Here is a 22,154-nt window from a genome sequence, read left to right as displayed (position 1 = left end):
AAGGATAAGAAGATGGGATTAGCAGATGAATTAGGTAAGAAAAAGAGATTGATGATCGTAAAAGAGGTTGAATTCGGAGTATATCTCGGAAATAATACGGACAAAGTGCTTCTTCCGAAAAAGCAGGTTCCAAAAGATGTGGAGATTGGAGATCCGGTAGAAGTATTTCTCTATAAAGACTCTTCAGACCGCCTGATCGCAACGACACAGCAGCCGAAGATCACAAGAGGAGAGCTTGCGGTTCTGAAGGTAGTGGATACTGGAAGGATCGGAGCATTTCTTGACTGGGGACTGGAAAAAGACCTCCTGCTTCCATTCAAAGAGCAGACGGCAAAAGTGAAAAAAGGAGATGAGGTTCTGGTCGGTCTGTATGTGGACAAGTCGAATCGTCTGTGTGCGACTATGAAGATCTACAATGATCTTCAAACGGATTCTCCATATAAAAAGGATGATCAGGTGGAAGGAATTATCTATGAGATCAGTGATAATTTTGGGGTATTCGTGGCAGTAGACAACTGTTACAGTGCGTTGATTCCGAAGCGGGAAGCTTATGGAAAGCTTCATGTCGGAGACAGGGTGCATGCAAGAGTTGTCAAAGTAAAAGAAGATGGAAAGCTTGATCTAAGCGTAAGGGAAAAGGCATTCCTTCAGATGGATGCGGATGCTGCACTGATCATGAAAAAGATGGAGAAGAACGGCGGATGTCTTCCGTATACAGACAAAGCAGATCCGGAACTCATCAAAAATGATCTGGGGCTGAGTAAAAATGCTTTCAAACGTGCAGTAGGAAGACTGCTGAAAGAAGGCAGAATAAAAATAAATGAAAAAAATATTGAAATCAGACAAAAATAGGTTATAATAGGGGCGAAGACATAGAGACAGATTGGGAAGGGAGAAATAGAAATGAAAGTACAGAATATTACAGATATTGAAGGTTTTTTTAAAGTAGTAGACTCTTGCACAGGAAAAGTAGAGCTGGTGACAGGAGAAGGAGACAGATTGAATTTAAAGTCTAAGTTATCACAGTATGTATCTATGGCAAACATTTTTTCAAATGGAGAGATTCCGGAGCTTGAAATTGTAGCTCATGAGCCGGAAGATATTAATAAATTATTTAAGTATATGATTGATGGAGAGTAATCAATTCATAGATTGATACGGACGAATAACGGGACTGTTGTTACAGTCCCGTTTGCTTTCATTATAGAGGAGAAGATATGAGTTTTGCGCATCTGCACGTCCATACGGAATACAGCCTTCTGGACGGTTCAAACAAAATTAAAGAATGTGTTTCTCGTGTAAAGGAACTGGGAATGAACAGCGTGGCTATTACAGACCACGGAGTGATGTACGGAGTCATTGATTTTTACCGGGCAGCCAAGGCGGCAGGAATCAAGCCGATTCTTGGGTGTGAGGTTTATGTGGCACCGGGATCCAGATTTGACAAAGAGGCAGTCGGAGGCGGGGATGACAGATATTATCATCTGGTCCTTCTTGCAGAAAATGATTTGGGATATCACAATCTGATGAAGATCGTTTCCCGTGGATTTACAGAAGGGTATTATTATAAGCCGCGTGTGGACATAGAGGTACTTCGGGAATTTCATGAGGGAATTATTGCGCTGAGTGCATGTCTGGCAGGAGAGGTGCAAAAGAATATTCTGCGGGGAATGTACAGTGAAGGCAAAGCGGCTGCGCTCAGATATGAAGAAATATTCGGAAAAGGAAACTTTTTCCTGGAACTTCAGGATCACGGAATGCAGGAACAGAGACTGGTCAATCAGTCTTTGCTTCGCATGTCGCAGGAGACCGGAATTGAACTGGTGGCGACCAATGATATTCATTATACCTATGCAGAAGATGAAAAGCCGCATGACATCCTGCTGTGTATCCAGACGGGGAAGAAGCTGGCAGATGAAGATCGTATGCGTTATGAGGGTGGACAGTACTATATCAAGTCGGAGGAAGAGATGAAGGAACTCTTCCCATATGCTCTTCAGGCTCTCGAAAATACGCAGAAGATTGCAGACCGGTGCCATGTAGAGATCGAATTCGGTGTGACAAAACTTCCAAAATATGATGTGCCGGAAGGGTATACTTCCTGGGAATATCTGAATCAGTTATGCTATGAGGGTCTGGAAAAAAGATATCCGAATGCAGATGATACATTAAAAGACCGGTTAAAATATGAGCTGTCCGTCATTCAGTCTATGGGATATGTCGACTATTTTCTGATTGTATGGGACTTTATCAATTATGCAAGAACGCAGAATATCATGGTGGGGCCGGGAAGAGGATCGGCAGCGGGAAGTATCGTATCCTACTGCCTTGGAATCACGAGTATTGATCCGATCCGCTATCAGCTTCTCTTTGAGCGATTCCTGAATCCGGAGCGAGTATCCATGCCGGATATTGACGTGGATTTCTGTTTTGAACGGCGTCAGGAAGTGATCGACTATGTAGTGCGCAAGTATGGTCCGGACCAGGTGGTGCAGATCGTAACCTTTGGTACAATGGCAGCACGGGGAGTCATCCGTGATGTGGGACGCGTCATGGATCTTCCGTATGCGTTCGTAGACAGTATCGCCAAGATGGTGCCGACTGAGCTGAATATCACACTTGACCGGGCATTACAGATGAATCCGGAGTTTAAGAAACTGTATCAGGAAGATGATCAGGTACGCGAATTGATCGATATGTCCAGAAGGCTGGAAGGGCTTCCGCGGCATTCCTCCATGCATGCGGCGGGGGTTGTGATCGGTCAGCGTGCCATCGAGGAATTTGTTCCTCTGTCGCTGGGATCGGATGGTTCTGTGACGACCCAGTTTACCATGACGACCCTGGAAGAACTGGGGCTTTTGAAAATGGATTTCCTGGGGCTTCGAACACTTACGGTGATTCAGGATGCCACCCGTCTGGCGTCAGAAAGTGCCGGACGTCCTATCGATATGAATCAGATCGATTATAACGATAAAGCAGTATTAAGCTCTATCGGTACTGGAAAGACAGACGGAATCTTCCAGCTGGAAAGTGCCGGGATGAAGAGCTTCATGAAGGAACTGAAGCCGCAGAATCTGGAGGATATCATTGCGGGAATCTCACTGTATCGTCCGGGACCGATGGATTTCATTCCACAGTATATCAAGGGAAAGAATCATCCGGAGCTCATCACCTATGACTGCCCACAGCTGGAGCCGATCCTGGCACCGACCTATGGATGTATCGTATACCAGGAACAGGTCATGCAGATCGTACGGGATCTGGCGGGATATACGCTGGGACGAAGCGACCTTCTGCGGCGTGCCATGTCCAAGAAAAAGGGCGATGTGATGAAAAAGGAACGCCAGAACTTTGTATATGGTAATGAAGAAGAAGGGGTTCCGGGCTGTATTGCCAATGGGATTGATGAGAAGACCGCGAACAAGATCTATGATGAGATGATTGATTTTGCAAAATATGCATTTAATAAATCGCATGCAGCAGCATATGCGGTAGTATCATATCAGACAGCCTGGTTAAAATATTATTATCCGGTAGAATTCATGGCGGCACTTATGACGTCCGTGATCGATAATCCCGGAAAGGTATCAGAATATATCTATACCTGCCGCCAGATGGGGATTCAGATCCTGCCGCCGGATATTAACAAAGGATATGGAAATTTTTCAGTTGATCAGGGAAATATCCGATATGGCCTTGCGGCGATCAAAAGTATTGGCCGGCCGGTGATTGAGGCGATCATTACGGAACGTAAGGCAAACGGGGAATTCAAGAACCTGAAGGATTTTATAGAGAGACTGTCAGGAAAAGAAGTCAATAAGCGGACGATTGAAAGCTTTATCAAGTCCGGTGCATTTGACGGACTGGGAGGAACCAGAAAACAGTTCATGGTCATCTATGTTCAGATCATGGATCAGGTGAACCGGGAAAGAAAGTATTCCATGACGGGGCAGATGTCTCTGTTTGATCTGGTGAGTGACGAACAGAAGTCGGAATTTGATATTCCGCTTCCGGATGTAGGCGAATATGAAAAAGAGACCAGGCTTGCATTTGAAAAAGAAGTGCTGGGCGTATACTTAAGCGGACATCCGCTGGAAGATTACGAGGAAAAATGGAGAAAGAACATCTCCAGAACTTCGCTGGAATTTCAGATTGATGAAGAAACAGGAAGAGCAAAGGTGCACGATGGTGTCAAGGAGACGATCGGCGGAATGATCACTTCCAAGACGATCAAATATACCAAGACCAATAAGACGATGGCTTTTGTGACACTGGAGGATCTGGTGGGATCTGTGGAAGTTGTGATCTTTCCGAGAGATTTTGAGAAAAATCAGCAATATCTGAATGAAGAGAGCAAAGTATTTATCCGTGGAAGAGTGTCAGAAGAAGACGATGCTCCCAGTAAACTGATCTGTGAATCGGTCATTCCGTTTGAACAGACAAAGAAGGAACTGTGGCTGCAATATCCGGATAAAGAGACGTATCTGGCACAGGAAAAGGAACTTTTTGAGCTTCTGAACTCATCGGAAGGGCAGGATGCAGTCATTGTGTACTGCCGGAAAGAAAAGGCTGTAAAGCGCCTGCCTGCGGGAAGAAATGTAAGCGTGGATGTACGATTATTAAGCAGAATGACGAATTATCTTGGGGAATCTTGTGTAAAAGTTAGAGAAATACCCATTGAAAGGAATTGTTAATTCATGTACAATGGTCTCGGAGATAATAAGGTAATAGTATTAAATAATACAATGGAGGAAGAATCATGGCAGACAAAGTAATACGTACGATAGGTGTATTAACAAGTGGAGGTGATGCTCCGGGTATGAATGCAGCAATCCGTGCGGTTGTTCGAACAGCATTAGGAAAAGGCCTGAAAGTCAGAGGTATCAGAAAAGGATACCAGGGACTTCTGGATGAAGAAATTATTGATCTGTCCGCCAGAGACGTGTCTGATACAATTCAGCGTGGAGGAACTATTCTTCAGACAGCGCGCTGTGAAGAGATGCGTACCGAAGAGGGGCAGCAGAAGGCAGCCGCTATTTGTAAAAAATATGGAATTGACGGTCTGGTAGTCATCGGTGGAGACGGATCATTTGCAGGAGCTCAGAAGCTTGCCAATCTGGGAATTAATACAATCGGTATTCCTGGAACCATTGATCTGGACATCGCATGTACAGAATATACAATCGGATTTGATACAGCTGTAAATACGGCGATGGAAGCAATCGATAAAGTACGTGATACTTCTACTTCTCACGAGAGATGTTCTATCATCGAGGTTATGGGAAGAGATGCCGGATATCTGGCTTTGTGGTGTGGTATCGCCAACGGTGCAGAACGTATTCTGATGCCGGAAGAGCATGATTATAACGAAGAGGCAATCGTTGCAGATATTCAGGAATGCAGAAAACGTGGAAAGAAGAATTACATTATCATCAATGCAGAAGGTGTCGGTGATTCTTTAAATATGGCAAAGAGAATCGAGGAAGCTACTGGTATGGAGACCAGAGCAACTATCATCGGACACATGCAGCGCGGCGGAAGCCCGACATGTAAAGACAGAGTGTATGCCTCTATCATGGGTGCAATGGCGGTTGATCTTCTGATCGCAGGAAAGTCCAACCGTGTAGTAGGATACAGACATGGTGAATATGTAGATTTTGATATTAATGAAGCTCTGAAGATGCAGAAGGGAATTCCGGCATATCAGTATGAGATTGCCAAGGAATTAGCACTGTAATAAAAGCGTAAGTAAAGCGGGAGCCCCGTTCCATAGCCGGATTTTTGCTATGGAACGGGGCTCATTTGGCAGAATGAGAAAAGTGGAGGTTTTATGAGTATTCTGAATGTGGAACATTTGTCGCATGGATTTGGAAACCGTGCAATCTTTGAAGATGTGTCTTTCCGTTTGCTTAAGGGAGAACATATCGGTCTGGTAGGTGCCAATGGGGAAGGAAAATCTACCTTTATGAATATCATCACCGGAAAGCTCAGGCCGGATGAGGGGAAGATCGAGTGGGCGAAGAATGTGAAGGTCGGATATCTGGATCAGCATGCGGTTCTTACCAGAGGAATGACCATAGGGTCTGTTCTTCGAAGCGCTTTTGAACCGTTATTTGATATGGAAGCGCGGATGAATGAAATCTGCGACAAGATGGGAGATGCAGATGAAAAACAGATGGAAAGCTATATGGAAGAGTTGGGCGTCATTCAGGATCTTTTAATGAACCGGGATTTCTATCTGATTGATTCAAAAGTGGAGGAAGTTGCAAGGGCTTTGGGACTTCTGGAACTGGGGCTTGATAAAGATGTAACAGATCTGTCCGGAGGACAGAGGACAAAAGTACTGCTTGGAAAACTGCTTCTTGAAAAGCCGGATATCCTGCTTCTGGATGAGCCGACAAACTATCTGGATGTGGAGCATATCACATGGCTTAAGAGGTATCTGCAGGAATACGAAAATGCATTTATTCTGATCTCTCATGACATTCCGTTTCTGAATAGTGTGATTAATCTGATCTATCATATGGATAATCTGCAGCTTACGAGATATGTCGGAGATTATGACAAGTTCCAGGAAGTATATGCCATGAAAAAATCCCAGCTGGAGGCGGCTTACAACAAGCAGCAGAAGGAAATCGCAGAGCTTAAGGACTTTGTTGCAAGAAACAAAGCACGTGTAGCGACAAGAAATATGGCGATGTCCCGTCAGAAGAAGCTGGATAAGATGGATGTGATCGAACTGGCTGCGGAAAAACCGAAGCCGGAATTCAATTTTAAGACGGCAAGGACGCCCGGACGCTATCTTTTTACGACAAAAGATCTGGTGATCGGGTATGAAGAACCGTTGTCTTCCCCATTGAATCTGGAGATGGAACGTGGAAGCAAGATCGTGCTGACAGGGGCAAACGGAATCGGAAAGACCACGCTGCTTAAGAGCCTCCTGGGTCTGATCCGTCCGATATCCGGATCGGTAGAGCAGGGAGATTACCTGGAGATCGGATATTTTGAACAGGAGATGCCGCCGGATATTGAGACCACCTGTCTGGAAGAGATCTGGCAGGAATTTCCGGGATTTACACAGTATGAAGCCCGGTCTGCCCTTGCAAAATGTGGGCTTACCACGAATCATATTGAGAGCAAGGTAAAGGTCCTCTCAGGAGGAGAGCAGGCCAAAGTCAGACTGTGCAAGCTGATCAACCGTCCATCTAATATTCTGGTACTGGACGAGCCGACCAATCATCTGGATGTGATGGCTAAGGACGAACTGAAAAGAGCGCTGATCGAATACAAGGGAAGCATTCTGATGGTGTGTCATGAGCCGGAGTTCTATGACGGCATTGCAACGGACGTGTGGGACTGTACCAGATGGACCACGCGATTGGTATAAGGCAGGAACAAAACGTAAAAAAGGAGGAACTGACATGTTAGTTTTGGTATATCGGAAATGCAGCACATGCCAGAGAGCATTGAAATGGCTGGAGGAGCACAAGGTGGAATTTGAGGAACGTCCAATCGTTGAGGACAATCCTTCCTACGAAGAACTGAAGGCATGGTACGAAAAGAGCGGACTTCCACTGAAAAAATTCTTCAATACCAGTGGAATGTTATACAAGGAAATGAAATTAAAAGATAAGCTGGCAGAGATGAGTGAAGAAGAACAGCTGAGACTCCTGGCAACGAACGGCATGCTTGTAAAAAGGCCATTGGTGATCGGAGAAGACTATGTGCTGGTCGGATTTAAGGAGAAAGAGTGGGAGACAGTAATTTAAAATAGCTCCGTCTGGTAATCAGTCGGCCCTGCTTTTGCAGCCTGCTGATCTCCGCAGACATGGCACTTCGTTCAACACCCAGATAGTCGGCGAGCTCCTGACGATTGAAGGGAATTATAAATTCGGACGAAAGATGAAGCTTTGCCTGGTCACTTAAGTAGGCCATGATTTTTTCACCGGTTGTTTTGTGTGAGCTGTAACTGAGCTTCTGATTTAAAAGCATATTTTTCCTTGCGACAATTTTCAGCAGGTTACGAATCAGAATTGAATGGAATGCACATGTCTTACTGCATTCACCAAAGAGCATGCTACGGTCCAGAAACAGGATGTATGCTCTGCTGGTCGCAAGAATATCTACCGGAAGTTCTGCAGCTTCGGCGCAGGCAAATGCTTCTGCGAACATGTCCCCGGCATGGAATGAAAAATTAATGTTCCGGTTTCCGTAATAATCATCCTGAAGGACATGAATCTCTCCTTCCAGTACGATTCCGATAAAATCAGCTGCATCTCCCTCCAGGCGGATATATTCACCCTTCTCATAGGAAGAAGCGGTTGATTTTAATCTGTTCAGTATGACAGGAATGTCATTTCTGTTAATTCCATCAAATAATGCTAGAGTCTCAAGCAAATCCAGATATTTTTCCATAACTACTCCTCTTTTTGTTGGAAAACCAACATACATTTTAATCTGATTCTAGTATGATCATATGGAAAAGTAAAGAGGAGGATGTAAAAAATGATCAGAAAAATTATCCATATAGATGAAGAAAAATGTAACGGCTGCGGACTCTGTGCAAATGCATGCCATGAAGGAGCCATTGATATGATAGACGGTAAGGCGAAGCTTGTCAGAGAGAACTTCTGCGATGGTCTGGGAGACTGTCTTCCGGAATGTCCGACAGGTGCAATTACATTTGTGGAAAGAGAGGCGCCGGAATATGATGAGGCTGCCGTTGCAAGAGCAAAGCAGGAGAAACAGCAGAAAGAAAACGGGGTACTTCAAAACTGGCCGGTTCAGATCAAACTGGCACCGGTTCAGGCACCTTACTTTGATGGGGCGAATCTCCTGATCGCAGCGGACTGCAGTGCATATGCGTATGCAGCTTTTCACAGGGATTTTGTCAAAGGGAAGATTACCCTGATCGGATGCCCGAAGCTGGATTCGATTGATTATAGTGAAAAACTGACACAGATCATAAAATGCAATTCGATTGCAAGTGTGACAGTGGTCAGAATGGAAGTCCCGTGCTGCGGTGGTATAGAATATGCAGTAAAGAGAGCCATTGAAAACAGCGGGAAATTTATTCCGCAGCAGGTAATCACTGTTGGAATCAAGGGAGAGATCCTACAGGCAAAATAAAAGGAGGAGAAGCATATGTACAAAAATATTGAAAAACAGGTGAAGCTGGAATTAAAGGATCAGGTGGACTATCTGGATGGACAGGTGGTCAGCAAGACACTGGTACAGAATAATCTGGTCAGTATGACGTTGTTTTCATTCGACAAAGGTGAAGAGATCTCCACGCATGCATCCGGAGGGGACGCCATGGTGACTGTTCTGGAGGGAAAAGGACGCTTTACCGTAGCGGATGAAGTGTTCTTCCTGGAAGAAGGAGAGACACTGATCATGCCGAAAGGAATTCCACATGCGGTATATGGGGAAGAGAGATTTAAGATGCAGCTGGTGGTATCATTTTAAAACAGAATAGATATCATGAATTATATATAGAAGAAAAAGAGTGGACTGCGATCATGCAGTGTGCTCTTTTTTTGTCGTTTTAAGAAAAAGATTGTAGAAAAAAGCACAAGCTGACAAGATGTATATTATAGATTATAAATAATCGTTAAAATATTTTTTATCAAATAAGAGAAAAAAGATCATGAATTTGTGAGAAATAGTCAAAAAAATAACTTTATAAATAATAAATTATTGCGTATTGACGAAATACAATGTTTGCTTTATAATTCGAAATCAAAAGAAACCAAATATGGAGAAATGAAAGTGGAGGGACAAAATTATGTCTTACGTTGATGACGTTATTGCAAGCGTTTCTGCTAAGAACGCAAATGAGCCAGAATTCATCCAGGCAGTAGAGGAAGTACTGGAGTCTTTAAGACCAGTCGTTGAACAGGATGACAGATATGAGAAAGCTGCAATCCTGGAAAGAATGTGCGAACCGGAAAGAATCGTATCATTCCGTGTTCCATGGGTAGATGACGAAGGCAAAGTACAGGTAAACCGTGGATTCCGTGCACAGTTCAACAGCGCGATCGGACCTTACAAAGGAGGAATCCGTCTGCATCCTACCGTAAATCAGAGTATTATTAAGTTCCTTGGCTTTGAGCAGACATTCAAAAACTCTCTTACAGGTCTTCCGATCGGTGGTGGAAAAGGCGGCAGTGACTTTAATCCAAAAGGAAAATCAGATGGAGAGATCATGCGTTTCTGCCAGTCATTTATGACAGAGCTTTATCGTTACATCGGCGGCGATACAGACTGTCCGGCAGGTGATATCGGATGCGGCGCAAAAGAGATCGGTTATATGTTCGGATTCTATAAGAGAATTATCGGAAGATATGACAATGGAGCATTATCCGGAAAAGGAATTCCATATGGCGGAAGTCTTGGAAGAACAGAAGCAACCGGACATGGAGCTGTATACTTTACAGAGAAATTGTTCGAGTCTCTTGGAAGAACAATCAAGGGAACAACATTTGCACTTTCCGGTTTTGGTAATGTTACATGGGGCGTTGCAGATATGATCAATAAACTTGGCGGAAAAGTAGTAACTGTATCCGGACCAGACGGATATGTATACGATCCGGACGGAATCTCAGGTGAAAAAGTGGACTATCTGGTTGAGATGAGAAGTTCACTTCGTGACCGCTGTGAGGATTACGCAGATAAGTATGGCTGCGAGTTCCACAAGGGAGAGAAACCATGGGGACGCGTAAAGGCCGATATCTATATGCCATGTGCTACACAGAACGAGATTGCGCTGGAAGATGCAGAGCGTATGGTGGCTGAAGGAACCTGCCGCGTTCTTGTTGAGGTTGCAAATATGCCTACAAGAGCAGAAGCAGTGAAATGTCTGAAGGATGCAGGATTCGTAATTGCTCCTTCCAAGGCTGTCAACGCCGGTGGAGTTGCCGTATCTGCACTTGAGATGAGCCAGAATGCAATGAAATTATCCTGGACAGAAAAAGAAGTGGATGACAGACTGAAAAATATCATGTACAATATTTTCAATAACATTGATGCAGCAGCAAGAGAGTATGGAATGGAAGGCGACCTGATTGCCGGAGCAAATATTGCTGGATTTAAGAAAGTTGCAGATGCAATGCTTGCACAGGGAATTTTCTAAAAAATACAGAACTTGACGGACAGAAAAAGAAAAAAAATGAGCCTTGTGTCAGCCCGAATATGAAAGGCTGGTGCAAGGCTTATGAGCGTATTGAGAGAATCGTTACTTGTAATGAAAGTCGAAAAAAAGGTGGGAAAATATGTCGGCGATTTTAAATCAGGAATTTTTAAAGACTCTGCAGCAGCGGATGACGGATAAGGATTTTTTGAAAAAAACAGGAATCAGAAAGAAACAGATCATGACGATCCTGAGAGAAGGAAACTGGAGCAGGATCTTTGAGGAGGTTTTTGAAAAAAGTCCTTCAGTATCATGTGAAAAAACAGCGGAATTATGCGCGGATATCACAAAAAAGATCGGTGGAATATCCGGTCAGGAACTACTCAGATATGTCTATGACTGGACAAGAGCTGTCATGTTCCCTGAGAACTTTCAGGTACATAAAACACCAGAGTGTGAAAAAGCAAGAAAGTTTTATTGTGAGCTTTTGCATATCCTGCTGGAGATGGAAAGGGAACATAAAGAATTTGTACCGACGAGACAGTTCGGGCTTCTGCCTTATGAGATCTCGGAGGGGGAAGATGCAGATACAGGACGTGAATACCAGATATTTCTTGATCTGATGGAAGAGCAGTACATGCTGGAGTTCTATCGTATCTCTGCGGAGATCACACCGTTTGATTCTCTGGGACATGTGGCAGGAGTTCATTATGTGGCTATGCATGTGGCAAAGCAGCTGAAAGAACTGGGCAAGCCGGTGGATTTAAAATTGATGTCAGGAGCTGCGGCACTGCATGACATTGGCAAATTCGGCTGCCGTGAAAAAGAACTCAGACGTACTCCATATCTCCATTACTATTATTCTGATGTCTATACGCAAAGATTTAAGATGCCGGAGATTGGTCATATTGCGGTGAACCATTCCACATGGGATCTGGAGCTTGATGAGCTGTCGATCGAGAACCTGATCCTGATCTACGCAGATTTTCGTGTGAAAAGTACAAGAGATGCGAACGGAAAAGAAGTGGTACATTTTTACTCTCTGAAAGAATCTTTTGATGTAATTCTGAATAAGCTTGATAATGTGGATCAGGCAAAGGAAAATCGTTACAGGCTTGTATATGCAAAATTAAAAGATTTTGAAAATTACATGGAAAACTTCGGGGTAAATACGGATCTGACATGCGAGAAACCGACAGCAGTCAGTCACCCGGATTTTGTATTGATGAGTCAGAACCAGTCTGTGCGTGAGATCAAATATACTGCCATTGAGCATAATATTTATGTCATGACAAGAATGAACAGTATCACGGCACTCCGTAACATTCTGGAGGCTGCAAGAAGCGAAAAGAACTGGAGAAATACCCGCGCTTATGTAAATATTTTTGAAGAGTATTTTACATACATGAATGAAAAGCAGATCAATATGACGCTGCAGTATCTGTTTGAACTTCTTCTCCATTCTGAAGTGGATATTCGCCGGCAGGCTTCTTATCTGTGTGGAAAGATCATTGCAAAATATGAAAAAGAGTACCGCAAGGAACTTCCGCAGGATGTAGAACTTGAAAATAATTCGGTCAGTGCGTTTCAGGTATTTAACCGCCTGATCAAGGCGATCCTGTATCCCGATTATACTGTGACAGAGCAGCACAGGGAGTGGCTTGGAAGATGCCTGAAGAGAATTATTGTTGCGGTACAGACAGAATGCAGAAGTGAGAAAGAAGGAAAGCAGTTTCTTGAGGTATTCCTGCGTTTCTTTGAAAAGCATGACTATGAAAGAAAGACAGCTTTTATACTTCTGGAAGCAGCAGAATATGTAAGATTTTCCATGCTTGACGAAAAAGAGATCAGGACACTTCTCGGGTTCGCAGAGTTCTATGCCGAATGCGAGAACATTGAGGAAGGAATCCGTGTTCTGCAGTTTCTGAGAAAAGCAGCCGCTTCCGGAATACCAAAATATCTGATTCAGCCTGAGGCTGTCCGGATATTGGAGAAGGTGAAGGGGAAAAATGCAGGGCTTCAATTTGTGGCATATAAGCTGCGGTTGGAAATCGGTCTTGCAGTTTCGAACAGGGAAGAAACAGAGCACATGCTGTTTGACAATGAAAGCCTGTTTTCCCAGATATTCCTGGAAAATATGAAAGTGGCAACCAGCAGAATGATCAAAAAAGCCAATATTGAGTTGCTGGGAGATGTATTGAAAATGGGAGATCCGGTGCGAATCTCACGAATCGCCGTTCATCTGACTAATCTGTTCAGTGCAAGCCGTACACTCGTAGTGCGGGAATGCTGTGGAGATCAGCTGGTTCAGATGATGCCGTTTCTTTCTTCTGACCAGAGAAACGAAATTGTGCTTGAGATGGCAGAAAGTCTTGGATCCGGAGAATTTCAGTATGTAAGATATGTACCTCTGTACCTCGGAAAAATGGCGATGTATCTGTATCCGGAGGAGTTGGACGAGCTGATTGGTGATACATTGACAAAATATATCAACAGCAGTGATATGACTGCTGTAATGTATACCCTTCATACGATTGGTGTCATGGTGGAGCATTATCCGGAATACGTGAAATATGGAGAACCGGAGGAAGTCCACATTAACCGCAGAAAAGGACTTCTCGGACTTCTGATGAAAGGTCTGTCCCATTACCAGGAAGTAGTCAGTGTAGACGCATTGACGGTAATCGGCAGAGACATATTCGGTTCGGATATCCTGACTGTGGAAGAGAAACGGGAAATCTTTGCGGAGATCCAGAAGCAGATGCTGAGCGCCATTGCAGAACAGTCTCAGAAGGAAATTGCATTTTTCGGAAGGGCGTCGTCTCTCAGAAAGATCTACAGCTTTATTACAGAGTATGAATTTGCCAATGGAGAATTTGATATTAAAGACAATCCGAAGATTGCATTTTTCCCGGGGACATTTGACCCGTTTTCCATCGGACATAAGGAGATTGTCCGTGAGGTCAAAAAACTGGGATTTGAAGTATATCTGTCCGTAGATGAATTCTCATGGTCGAAAAAGACACAGCCCAAGCTCCTGCGGAAAAAGATCATTCAGATGTCGGTTGCGGACATGGGAGATGTCTATCTGTTCCCGTGTGACATCCCGATCAATATTGCCAATCCGCGTGACATGAAGCTTTTGAAAAGGCTGTTTCCGGGGAAGGAAGTATACCTTGTTGCCGGCGCTGATGTGATCGAGGGAGCATCCGCATACCGGCAGGAGGCAGAAGAAGGTTCAGTTCACTATTTTAAACACATACTGTTCAGCAGAAAAACGCTTCGGAGCGGATGGACAGGGGTGGTACAGGATAAAGTTTTTGGAGATTGTCTGTATCTGAAGTTGAGTCATGAATATGACGAAGTAAGTTCTTCCAAGATTCGTGAAAATATTGACAGAAACAGAGATATTTCCAATCTTGTGGATCCGCTTGCGCAGCGCTTTATAGCTGAGCGCAGTCTGTACCTGAGGGAGCCCAAATATAAGAAGACGGTAAGCAGGCAGAATATACTGATGCAGACGACATTGAATCTGTCGGAAGATATGAAAAAACAGTTCCAGTGGACGATCGACAAGGAGAATGTACTTCGCTGCGGTCTGGCAAAAAATGCAAAAGTCGGAGATCGTGGTATCTGGATGGAGGGGGAAGACGGAAGTATCTCCTGCGGAGCATTCTACCGGGAGGTTCCGCTTGGCAAGATCTATGAGGAGTTCCGGAATGAGGAAACGGTTGCAAAAATCCGCCGTCTTGCTTCCGGAAAGCTTGTGGTTCTCTACGCTCTTTTTGCAAAGAAAAACGAGAAATCCGAAAAGAATCTGGAACTGATGCTCAATGAGCTGATCGCCTCCTGCCTGAAGGAAGGATTTACACATATGGTCATTCATTTTGGCGATCGGAGCAAAAAAATGAATGCGATGGTAGAAGAGATACTCTTTCGGCATGGATTCGTGAAGATTCAGAATCAGGCAGAAGATCTGGACGTGTATTTTGTAGATATGAGTTTCCCGATGGTCGCAGTGCAGGATACAGAATCCATTATCAAAGATCCGTTCAATACCAATAAGAATGTCAGACAAGTACTGGTCAAAACACAGAAACAGTTCCTTATGGCATTGACAAGGCTGTATCCCGGAAGTCTGGTGATTTCCTTTGACTCAGAATATATGAGTTATCAGATGCTGGAGATGGTCGTAAGTGAAAATAATGTATCAGCGCGCAAGATTGACGGAGAGACATTGGGAAGCAAGATGTGTATTCCGTACGGTAAGCTTATGAGAGAGTTGATCGTACCAAATACCGTTACGAAAGCAATCTATACAGAAAGAATCTTCAATGCGGATGCTTCTGAGTTCGGAATTGCAGAGTATCCGAATTATCCGTCGCTGAAGACACAGATCAAAACGATTGAATCTTTTTCAAGGCCGGTCATCCTTGTGGACGATATTCTGCACAACGGCGAGTGGCTGAGAAAGCTTTATCCGATGATTCAGGAAGGAAATGTAAAAGTTGATAAACTGATCGTAGGCGTTCTGTCCGGGCGAGGCACAGATATGGCGGCGATCCATGATATTCCGGTAGACAGTGTATACTTTATCCCGAATATGAGAGAATGGTTTTCAGAGGTGACCATGTATCCGTTCCTTGGAGGAAACTATATTGAAACGGACGGAAAACCGCAGGCAGGACGCATTCCGTCTCTGAACCAGATTATGCCGTATACCTTCCCACCGTTCTCATTTATGGAGGACGTTACATGGGATGCATACTATGAATTCTCCAATGCATGTCTGGGAAATACACTGGAGATTTTATGTGTTCTGGAGGAAGAATATCAGAAGATGTATCAGAAGAATCTGACGCTTGGAAGACTGAATGAAGTCATCCGTGAGACGTATTACATTGATCAGGGGGAAAACCTGACTTATGATATGCAGGTACCTGCATCAAGTTATGTCAGAAATGATATACTGAAAATGAAGCGCCTGCGGAAAATGCAGGATTAAAGGGGGACAGACAGTATGAGTACATTGCTTGACCTGGTGGGAGAAGAAAGATATAAAAAATATAAAGAACAAGAGAAAAATCCATTAAAACAGTCGGAACATGACAGGCTGCGGGTACATATCCTTGCAGTTGGCGATGTGGGCTCTACGATACTTCTGGCGCTGAAGACGCTGGGAGGAGACGTTATCCGTGAAATCGGGATCTGTGATCTGAATGAGAATCAGCTTGCAAGACTGGAGATAGAGATGAACCAGATCGCATATCCGTGGGATTATGACAGACTTCCGAAAGTAAAGATCGTCGGAATGGATGAGTTGTTTTCCTGTGATGTCTTTGTGTTCAGTGCGACAAAAGGAATCGCAGCGGTCGGCTCGCAGGTGAAGGATGTCAGAATGGCACAGCTGGAAGCTAACCGGGAGTTGATCGGAATCTATGGAAGGATGGCAAGAAAAGCCAGATTTGAAGGGCTGTTTGCGGTGGTTTCGGATCCGGTAGATCTGTTGTGTCACGCGGCCTATCAAAGTTCGAATACCGATGAGACAGGAACATTTGACGGACAGGGACTTCGCCGGGATCAGGTTCGCGGCTATGGACTGGGGGTCATGAATGCAAGAGCCGCTTACTATGCAGGAAAGGATCCGAAGTATGCACAGTTTTTGAAAGAAGGACGTGTATTCGGTCCTCACGGACAGGATCTGATCGTTGCCGACAGTATCTCGAATTACAACGAAGAACTGTCACAGGAACTGACAGATTTTACGGTAACGGCCAATCTGAAGGTCCGGGAGCTGGGCTATAAGCCGTATATTGCCCCGGCACTGTCCTCGGCGGCAATTTCCATATTGCTTACCATACGCGGAGAATATCATTACAGTGCCGTACCTGTTGGAGAGGTCTGGTTTGGTTGTAAAAACCGTCTGATAGATTCGGGAACAGAGGTAGAACTTCTGGAACTTCCGGAAAAGTTATATCAGCGGATAGTAAAAGCGTACAAAAATCTGGAGGCGTTGATTTGAGAAACGTAATATGTATATGCCTTGCAGAGGGAAATGGACATGAGAGATATCAGAAACTGATCCATTGCCTGAAGACAGAAGACGTAATATTTCTGCAGGGAAAAGAGAGTGTGGAAGAACTGTTCTCTCTGCAGGAGAAAGAAAAAAGAGCGGTTATATTCCTGATCTATATGGACAATACCGGGATAAATCTGGAGCTGGATGCGGTTTTGAAGAAAATTGTATCCGTTCCGAAATGTCTGGAAGGATTATCTGCAGGTATCATTACCGTGGGAGACGGAGAACTGTATACAAAAGAGGCGGCGCGAAAGACCGCATTTGTACTGAACAGAGCCGGCTGTATCATACATGGAAAAGCATTTACAGAGGTGACCGGCTCCATGCGTAATATGAAGAATCAGGCAGCGTACCGGAAGGTTTCTCTGGAGGAAGCTTTTCTGGAATGCGCAAAAGAGACGATTGCGGAGGCTGCAAAGGTTCCGGAGCATACTGCTGACAGAAAGATCAGACGCCTGACCTGCATACACTCCAGCATAGAAGTGAAGTCAAATACGTATGCTTACTGGAAACTGGTCAGAGAGCAGCTGGTTCGACAGAAGAGCGATATTGAGATATCAGAGATTAATCTTTATGGGGAAGAGATCCGGGATTGCAGAGGATGTTCTTTCCAGATCTGTCAGAGTCTGGGAGAGCAGCGCAGGTGTGTCTTCGGTGGGATCATGACAGAAAAGATATATCCTGCGATTGAACAAAGTGATGCAGTTGTACTGCTGTGTCCGAATTATAATGACGCCATAGGGTCTAATCTGTGTGCCTGTATCAACCGACTGACAGCGCTTTACAGAAGTATGGATTTTTCGGGAAAATATCTGTATGTGATCGTTGTTTCAGGCTATTCCGGAGGAGAAATTGTTGCAGAGCAGGCGATTGATGCAATGGTTCTGAACAAGGGATTTACCCTGCCAAAATATGCAGTGGATATACAGATGGCTAATCTTCCCGGAGAAATATTGGAAGAAGAGGGAATCAGCGACTGTGCTTTTTCTTTCGCAAAAAGAATCGTATAACGGAAAGATACAATGCGTGAGGCTTCCTGTGGGAGGCCTCATATGTTAGGTTAAAAAAATGACATTGCCTTAACAATGAGAAGAAGACCCGTAAGCGCCTGTTTCAGGAGAAAAAGTACAAAAGCTGACAAATTATTGACAAAAAACACAAAAAAACAATCACTGATTTTTGCCAATAATCTTTAAATAAACTATTGGCAAAATTATTGACATCAAGCTAAAAGAAGTTTATAGTTGAAAACAGCAAAGGCAAGGGCGCCGGAAAAGAGAAGAAAAGGTGTGCTGTCTTTTTTTATACTTTATAATATTATTAATAATAAATAATTGATTATCAAAAGGAAAGAGAGGATTTTCTCATGAGACTGAAAGACACTGGACTCACAGCACAGGAATTAAAAGACATGGTAAACAAGTACATGGTGGAAACATATGAAAGATATGATTTCATCGCTGAAAGAGCGGAAGGCATGTACATTTACGATGAAGAAGGAAATGCATATCTTGATTTTTACGGTGGTGTAGCTGTTAACAGCCCTGGAAACAGAAACCCGAAAGTAGTAGCAGCTATCAAAGATCAGGCTGATGACATTATGCACACATTCAACTATCCATACACAATTCCGCAGGCACTTCTCGCAAAGAAGATCTGTGATACAATCGGAATGGATAAGATCTTCTATCAGAACTCTGGAACAGAAGCTAATGAGTGTATGATCAAAATGGCAAGAAAATATGGTGTTGATACATACGGACCGAACAGATATGAGATCATTACAGCAAAACGCGGTTTCCACGGAAGAACATACGGTGCAATGTCTGCAACAGGACAGCCGGACAGCGCGATCCAGAAGGGATTCAAGCCGATGCTTCCAGGATTTACATATGCAGAATATAACAATCTTGAAGACTTCGCTTCCAAGATTACAGAGAACACAATCGCAATCATGATCGAACCAGTACAGGGCGAAGGCGGTGTACGTCCGGCAACTCAGGAATTCATCGAAGGACTGAGAAAGCTTTGTGATGAGCATGATATGCTGCTCCTGTTCGACGAAGTTCAGACAGGATGGGGACGTACAGGTGCTCCAATGGCATTCATGGGATATGGCGTAAAACCGGACTGCGTATCTATGGCAAAAGCTATGGGTGGCGGAATGCCGATCGGTGCATGCTGTGCAACTGATAAAGTAGCAAAGGCATTTACAAGAGGAACACATGGTTCTACATACGGTGGACATGCAATTGCATGTGCAGCAGCTTACGCTTCAATCTCTGAGATTCTTGACAATGACTTAAGCAAGAATGCAAAAGAGATGGGTGAATACATGAAAGCAGAGCTTGCAAAACTTCCTCATGTAGTAGAGGCAAGAGGACGCGGACTCTTAGTTGGATGTGAATACGATCTTCCGATCTCTGTAGAAGTAAAACATGGATGTCTTGACAGAATGGCACTCATTACAGCAATCGGTGACAGAGTAAACCGTATGATCCCACCACTTACTGTTACAAAGAAACAGATTGATGAGCTGATTCGTATCATGCGTGAAGCAATTGAAGAAGCAGCAGCAAAATTAGAAGCATAGTATAGATTAATTCGATAACACAGAACCCCCTTAATTTGAGATAAGCAGATTCTACATGTATGCCAGCGTGTAGAAGCTGCTTATCTTATTTTGTAACAATATGTGATGATTATAAATTCAATTGTGATTAGCTGTATGAGGTGTTAGAATATTAGGGAATGGAAACAGATGAATATATCAGAGCTTCTGACCATGTGAAAAGTGAGTTTTAGTATGAATAGTTTTGAAATTGAAATGAAACTTCCGGTTTTCAGTCTGGAAGAAATCAAAGAAAAGTTAATATGGAAAGGATTCCGGGAAGAAGCTACTGTCCGCGAAAGTGATATGTATTACAACAGTGAGCATCATGATGTGAAGAAGCTGGGTGAGGCACTTCGAATCAGAAAGAGTACAGATCTGTTTAATGGTCAGACACAGGCCCAGCTGAATTTCAAAGGGAAGAAGATGGATCAGGTATCCATGTCCAGGCAGGAATATGAAACTGCAGTGGCTGATCCGGAGTGTACGGAGAAGATATTGATCGCATTGGGATTTGAACCGGTGGCCGGTGTACAGAAAACCAGATGTTACATGAAGAAAAATGAGATGACGGCATGCCTGGATCGGGTAGACGGACTTGGAAGTTTTCTGGAACTGGAAGTGATCGCATCAGAAGAGTCCATGAGGGAAATATATTTGCGGGAGATGGAGAGGTTACTGACGGAACTTGGACTTTCCATGGCAGATACCGTGAGGACATCTTATCTGGGGATGTTGTACGCAAAAAATCAGAATGAAGAATAATGAAATATAGCAGGGTGTATTGAATAGGAATGGAGTGTAAAAACAGCTGTCCGGATTTTGGGACAGCTGTTTTCTTACAATGAAAGAAACAGATGAGCAAGGGAGCGTAAGAAGGGATGTGTCGGTATGCGTGATAAAACATATTATATTGCTGATACTTATGGAACATATTACGGAGTGAATGATATGAACAAATTGGTTGCAGTGAATCGGAAAGAAATAGCTGCAAGATACACATATATGAAAGCAAATACCATTCTCCGCAGTATTGTCAAACCATCCAATCGATATCAATATATTCTTGTCGAAGCGGATGGAGATGATCCGGATATAGAAGAGGAAGAATCCAGGATTGTTACGAAAGAAGACTGTAAAAAAACACGATTCGATGATCTGGATACGGACTGGCAGGGTTATCTGGAAGATGTGCTGAGCTTTATCTCACAGCTGCAACAGTATAAATGTAATTTAAACTATATGTTGTCAGAAGTGGATAAAGAGATCTGCGATATCATGCATTATGTAGAATTCAACTGTCTGGATGCCGCAAATGGATATAAAGCGTACAAAATGCTGAGAGAATGCAGAATCAGAAGACGCAAAATTAAAGATGAGGAATATAAAGTCGCAGCAGCAATTCAGGCCCTGGGCGGGGATGAACTTCCACAAAAGCTAAAAGAAAGCATCTGTCAGATAAAAGGTCTGGAGCATAGACAGTATAAGCCAAGAGTTCTGGAAGAATTATTTGAACATGTATCATAGGGAAGAAAGATATGAAGACAATTTATTTTACAATCCAGGACATTATTCAGGAGGGATATATTATGAGTAAAAAAGAAGGATATAGCAGACAGGGATTTTCAGGAACAATTTATCATTATGATAGTACTGGTCGAAAGATCGGAGAGAGCAGACCGGGGATATTCGGTGGAATGACTAATTATGATGCAAATGGACAGAAAGTTGGTTATAGTAGCCCTGGACTTTTGGGTGGGGTGAATCACTATGATAACGGTGGAAATCGGACAGGCTATTCCAGTCCGGGAGTGTTGGGTGGAGTGAATCATTATGATAGTAATGGCAGAAAAACAGGACACAGTGACCGGGGATTTTGGGGAGACTGGAATCATTATGATGATTAGGAGATCAATGTGTGAAATTATGCGGAGATTTATCCGTAAAAGAGGTATAATATAATCAATTATGATGGATGAAAGCAGGAATAACATTTTGAAATCCAATTATACAATTGATTATTATAATGCAAATGCACAGAAGTATGTGGAGGGAACGGGGTCTGTTGAATTCGAGGAAATGCAGAATCGATTTTTAGATAAGTTAAAAGAAGGATCCAGCATTCTTGATTTTGGATGTGGATCCGGAAGAGATGCGAAGTATTTTCGGGAGCGTGGATATGAAGTGACTGCGATTGACGGCTCCGAGGAACTATAATGGTCTCATAAATTAAGACACTTTTTCGGACAGATTTTAATGAATCTGATATACTAAAATCAGTATGAAAGAGAGGATTCATTATCATGTCCAGACAGAGAAGAAATTTTAGTGCC

Annotated in this window: 18 protein-coding genes; 17 read left to right on the top strand and 1 reads right to left on the bottom strand. The window is 43.5% G+C overall.

What is annotated here, in order from left to right:
• Positions 1–12: 12 nt before the first annotated feature.
• The 6 genes from ABE547_RS11705 to ABE547_RS11680 all read left to right on the top strand — a co-directional run bounded on the left by ABE547_RS11705 (position 13) and on the right by ABE547_RS11680 (position 7,769).
• Positions 13–852, top strand: coding sequence for a S1-like domain-containing RNA-binding protein (locus ABE547_RS11705; protein ID WP_347378958.1), 840 nt, complete (start codon positions 13–15; stop codon positions 850–852).
• A gap of 51 nt (positions 853–903) precedes the next feature.
• Positions 904–1,140 carry a polya polymerase gene (locus tag ABE547_RS11700; RefSeq protein ID WP_347378957.1) on the top strand — a complete coding sequence of 79 codons (237 nt, stop codon included), beginning with the start codon at positions 904–906 and terminating at the stop codon, positions 1,138–1,140.
• Positions 1,141–1,217: 77 nt separating this feature from the next.
• A complete protein-coding gene (locus ABE547_RS11695; protein ID WP_347378956.1) occupies positions 1,218–4,694 on the top strand; it encodes a DNA polymerase III subunit alpha in 3,477 nt (1,158 codons plus the stop codon).
• Between the two features lie 65 nt (positions 4,695–4,759).
• Positions 4,760–5,737 (top strand): 6-phosphofructokinase, encoded by a 978-nt coding sequence (gene pfkA / locus ABE547_RS11690; protein ID WP_347378955.1) that lies wholly within the window; start codon positions 4,760–4,762, stop codon positions 5,735–5,737.
• 93 nt (positions 5,738–5,830) lie between these two features.
• Positions 5,831–7,387 carry an ABC-F family ATP-binding cassette domain-containing protein gene (locus tag ABE547_RS11685; RefSeq protein ID WP_347378954.1) on the top strand — a complete coding sequence of 519 codons (1,557 nt, stop codon included), beginning with the start codon at positions 5,831–5,833 and terminating at the stop codon, positions 7,385–7,387.
• A gap of 34 nt (positions 7,388–7,421) precedes the next feature.
• Positions 7,422–7,769, top strand: coding sequence for an arsenate reductase family protein (locus tag ABE547_RS11680; RefSeq protein ID WP_347378953.1), 348 nt, complete (start codon positions 7,422–7,424; stop codon positions 7,767–7,769).
• Here ABE547_RS11680 and ABE547_RS11675 read toward each other — a convergent pair.
• Positions 7,738–8,415 carry a Crp/Fnr family transcriptional regulator gene (locus ABE547_RS11675; RefSeq protein ID WP_347378952.1) on the bottom strand — a complete coding sequence of 226 codons (678 nt, stop codon included), beginning with the start codon at positions 8,413–8,415 and terminating at the stop codon, positions 7,738–7,740. The genes ABE547_RS11680 and ABE547_RS11675 overlap by 32 nt on opposite strands.
• A gap of 90 nt (positions 8,416–8,505) precedes the next feature.
• On the opposite strand from ABE547_RS11675, the gene ABE547_RS11670 reads away from it, so the two are divergent.
• The 11 genes from ABE547_RS11670 to ABE547_RS11620 all read left to right on the top strand — a co-directional run bounded on the left by ABE547_RS11670 (position 8,506) and on the right by ABE547_RS11620 (position 22,038).
• The gene (locus ABE547_RS11670) at positions 8,506–9,129 is read left to right on the top strand and encodes a 4Fe-4S binding protein (RefSeq protein ID WP_347378951.1); all 624 of its coding nucleotides are present in this window, start codon (positions 8,506–8,508) and stop codon (positions 9,127–9,129) included.
• A 15-nt stretch (positions 9,130–9,144) separates the two neighbouring features.
• On the top strand, positions 9,145–9,468 hold the full coding sequence (locus ABE547_RS11665) for a cupin domain-containing protein (protein ID WP_347378950.1): 324 nt from the start codon (positions 9,145–9,147) through the stop codon (positions 9,466–9,468).
• 319 nt (positions 9,469–9,787) lie between these two features.
• Positions 9,788–11,134: an NADP-specific glutamate dehydrogenase gene (gene gdhA, locus ABE547_RS11660; RefSeq protein ID WP_347378949.1), complete on the top strand. Its 1,347-nt coding sequence runs from the start codon at positions 9,788–9,790 to the stop codon at positions 11,132–11,134.
• Positions 11,135–11,273: 139 nt separating this feature from the next.
• Entirely contained in the window at positions 11,274–16,136 is a 4,863-nt protein-coding gene (locus ABE547_RS11655; RefSeq protein WP_347378948.1) for a hypothetical protein, read from the top strand.
• A gap of 15 nt (positions 16,137–16,151) precedes the next feature.
• Complete coding sequence (locus tag ABE547_RS11650; protein ID WP_347378947.1) at positions 16,152–17,153, top strand: lactate dehydrogenase; 1,002 nt, start codon at positions 16,152–16,154, stop codon at positions 17,151–17,153.
• Positions 17,150–18,220: an NAD(P)H-dependent oxidoreductase gene (locus ABE547_RS11645; RefSeq protein WP_347378946.1), complete on the top strand. Its 1,071-nt coding sequence runs from the start codon at positions 17,150–17,152 to the stop codon at positions 18,218–18,220. The genes ABE547_RS11650 and ABE547_RS11645 overlap by 4 nt, the downstream gene beginning before the upstream one ends.
• A gap of 356 nt (positions 18,221–18,576) precedes the next feature.
• A complete protein-coding gene (locus ABE547_RS11640) occupies positions 18,577–19,803 on the top strand; it encodes an acetylornithine/succinylornithine family transaminase (RefSeq protein WP_347378945.1) in 1,227 nt (408 codons plus the stop codon).
• Between the two features lie 213 nt (positions 19,804–20,016).
• The gene (gene cyaB, locus ABE547_RS11635; protein WP_347378944.1) at positions 20,017–20,586 is read left to right on the top strand and encodes a class IV adenylate cyclase; all 570 of its coding nucleotides are present in this window, start codon (positions 20,017–20,019) and stop codon (positions 20,584–20,586) included.
• Positions 20,587–20,712: 126 nt separating this feature from the next.
• The gene (locus ABE547_RS11630; RefSeq protein ID WP_347378943.1) at positions 20,713–21,348 is read left to right on the top strand and encodes a hypothetical protein; all 636 of its coding nucleotides are present in this window, start codon (positions 20,713–20,715) and stop codon (positions 21,346–21,348) included.
• 62 nt (positions 21,349–21,410) lie between these two features.
• Positions 21,411–21,728, top strand: a complete 318-nt coding sequence (locus tag ABE547_RS11625; RefSeq protein ID WP_347378942.1) for a hypothetical protein — start codon at positions 21,411–21,413, stop codon at positions 21,726–21,728.
• 88 nt (positions 21,729–21,816) lie between these two features.
• Positions 21,817–22,038: a methyltransferase domain-containing protein gene (locus ABE547_RS11620; RefSeq protein ID WP_347378941.1), complete on the top strand. Its 222-nt coding sequence runs from the start codon at positions 21,817–21,819 to the stop codon at positions 22,036–22,038.
• Positions 22,039–22,154 lie beyond the last annotated feature (116 nt).

It is taken from the genome of Dorea sp. YH-dor226 (genome assembly GCF_039832105.1).
Classification (GTDB): Bacteria; Bacillota; Clostridia; order Lachnospirales; family Lachnospiraceae; genus Dorea_A.
This window is presented reverse-complemented; position numbering and strand designations above follow the sequence as displayed.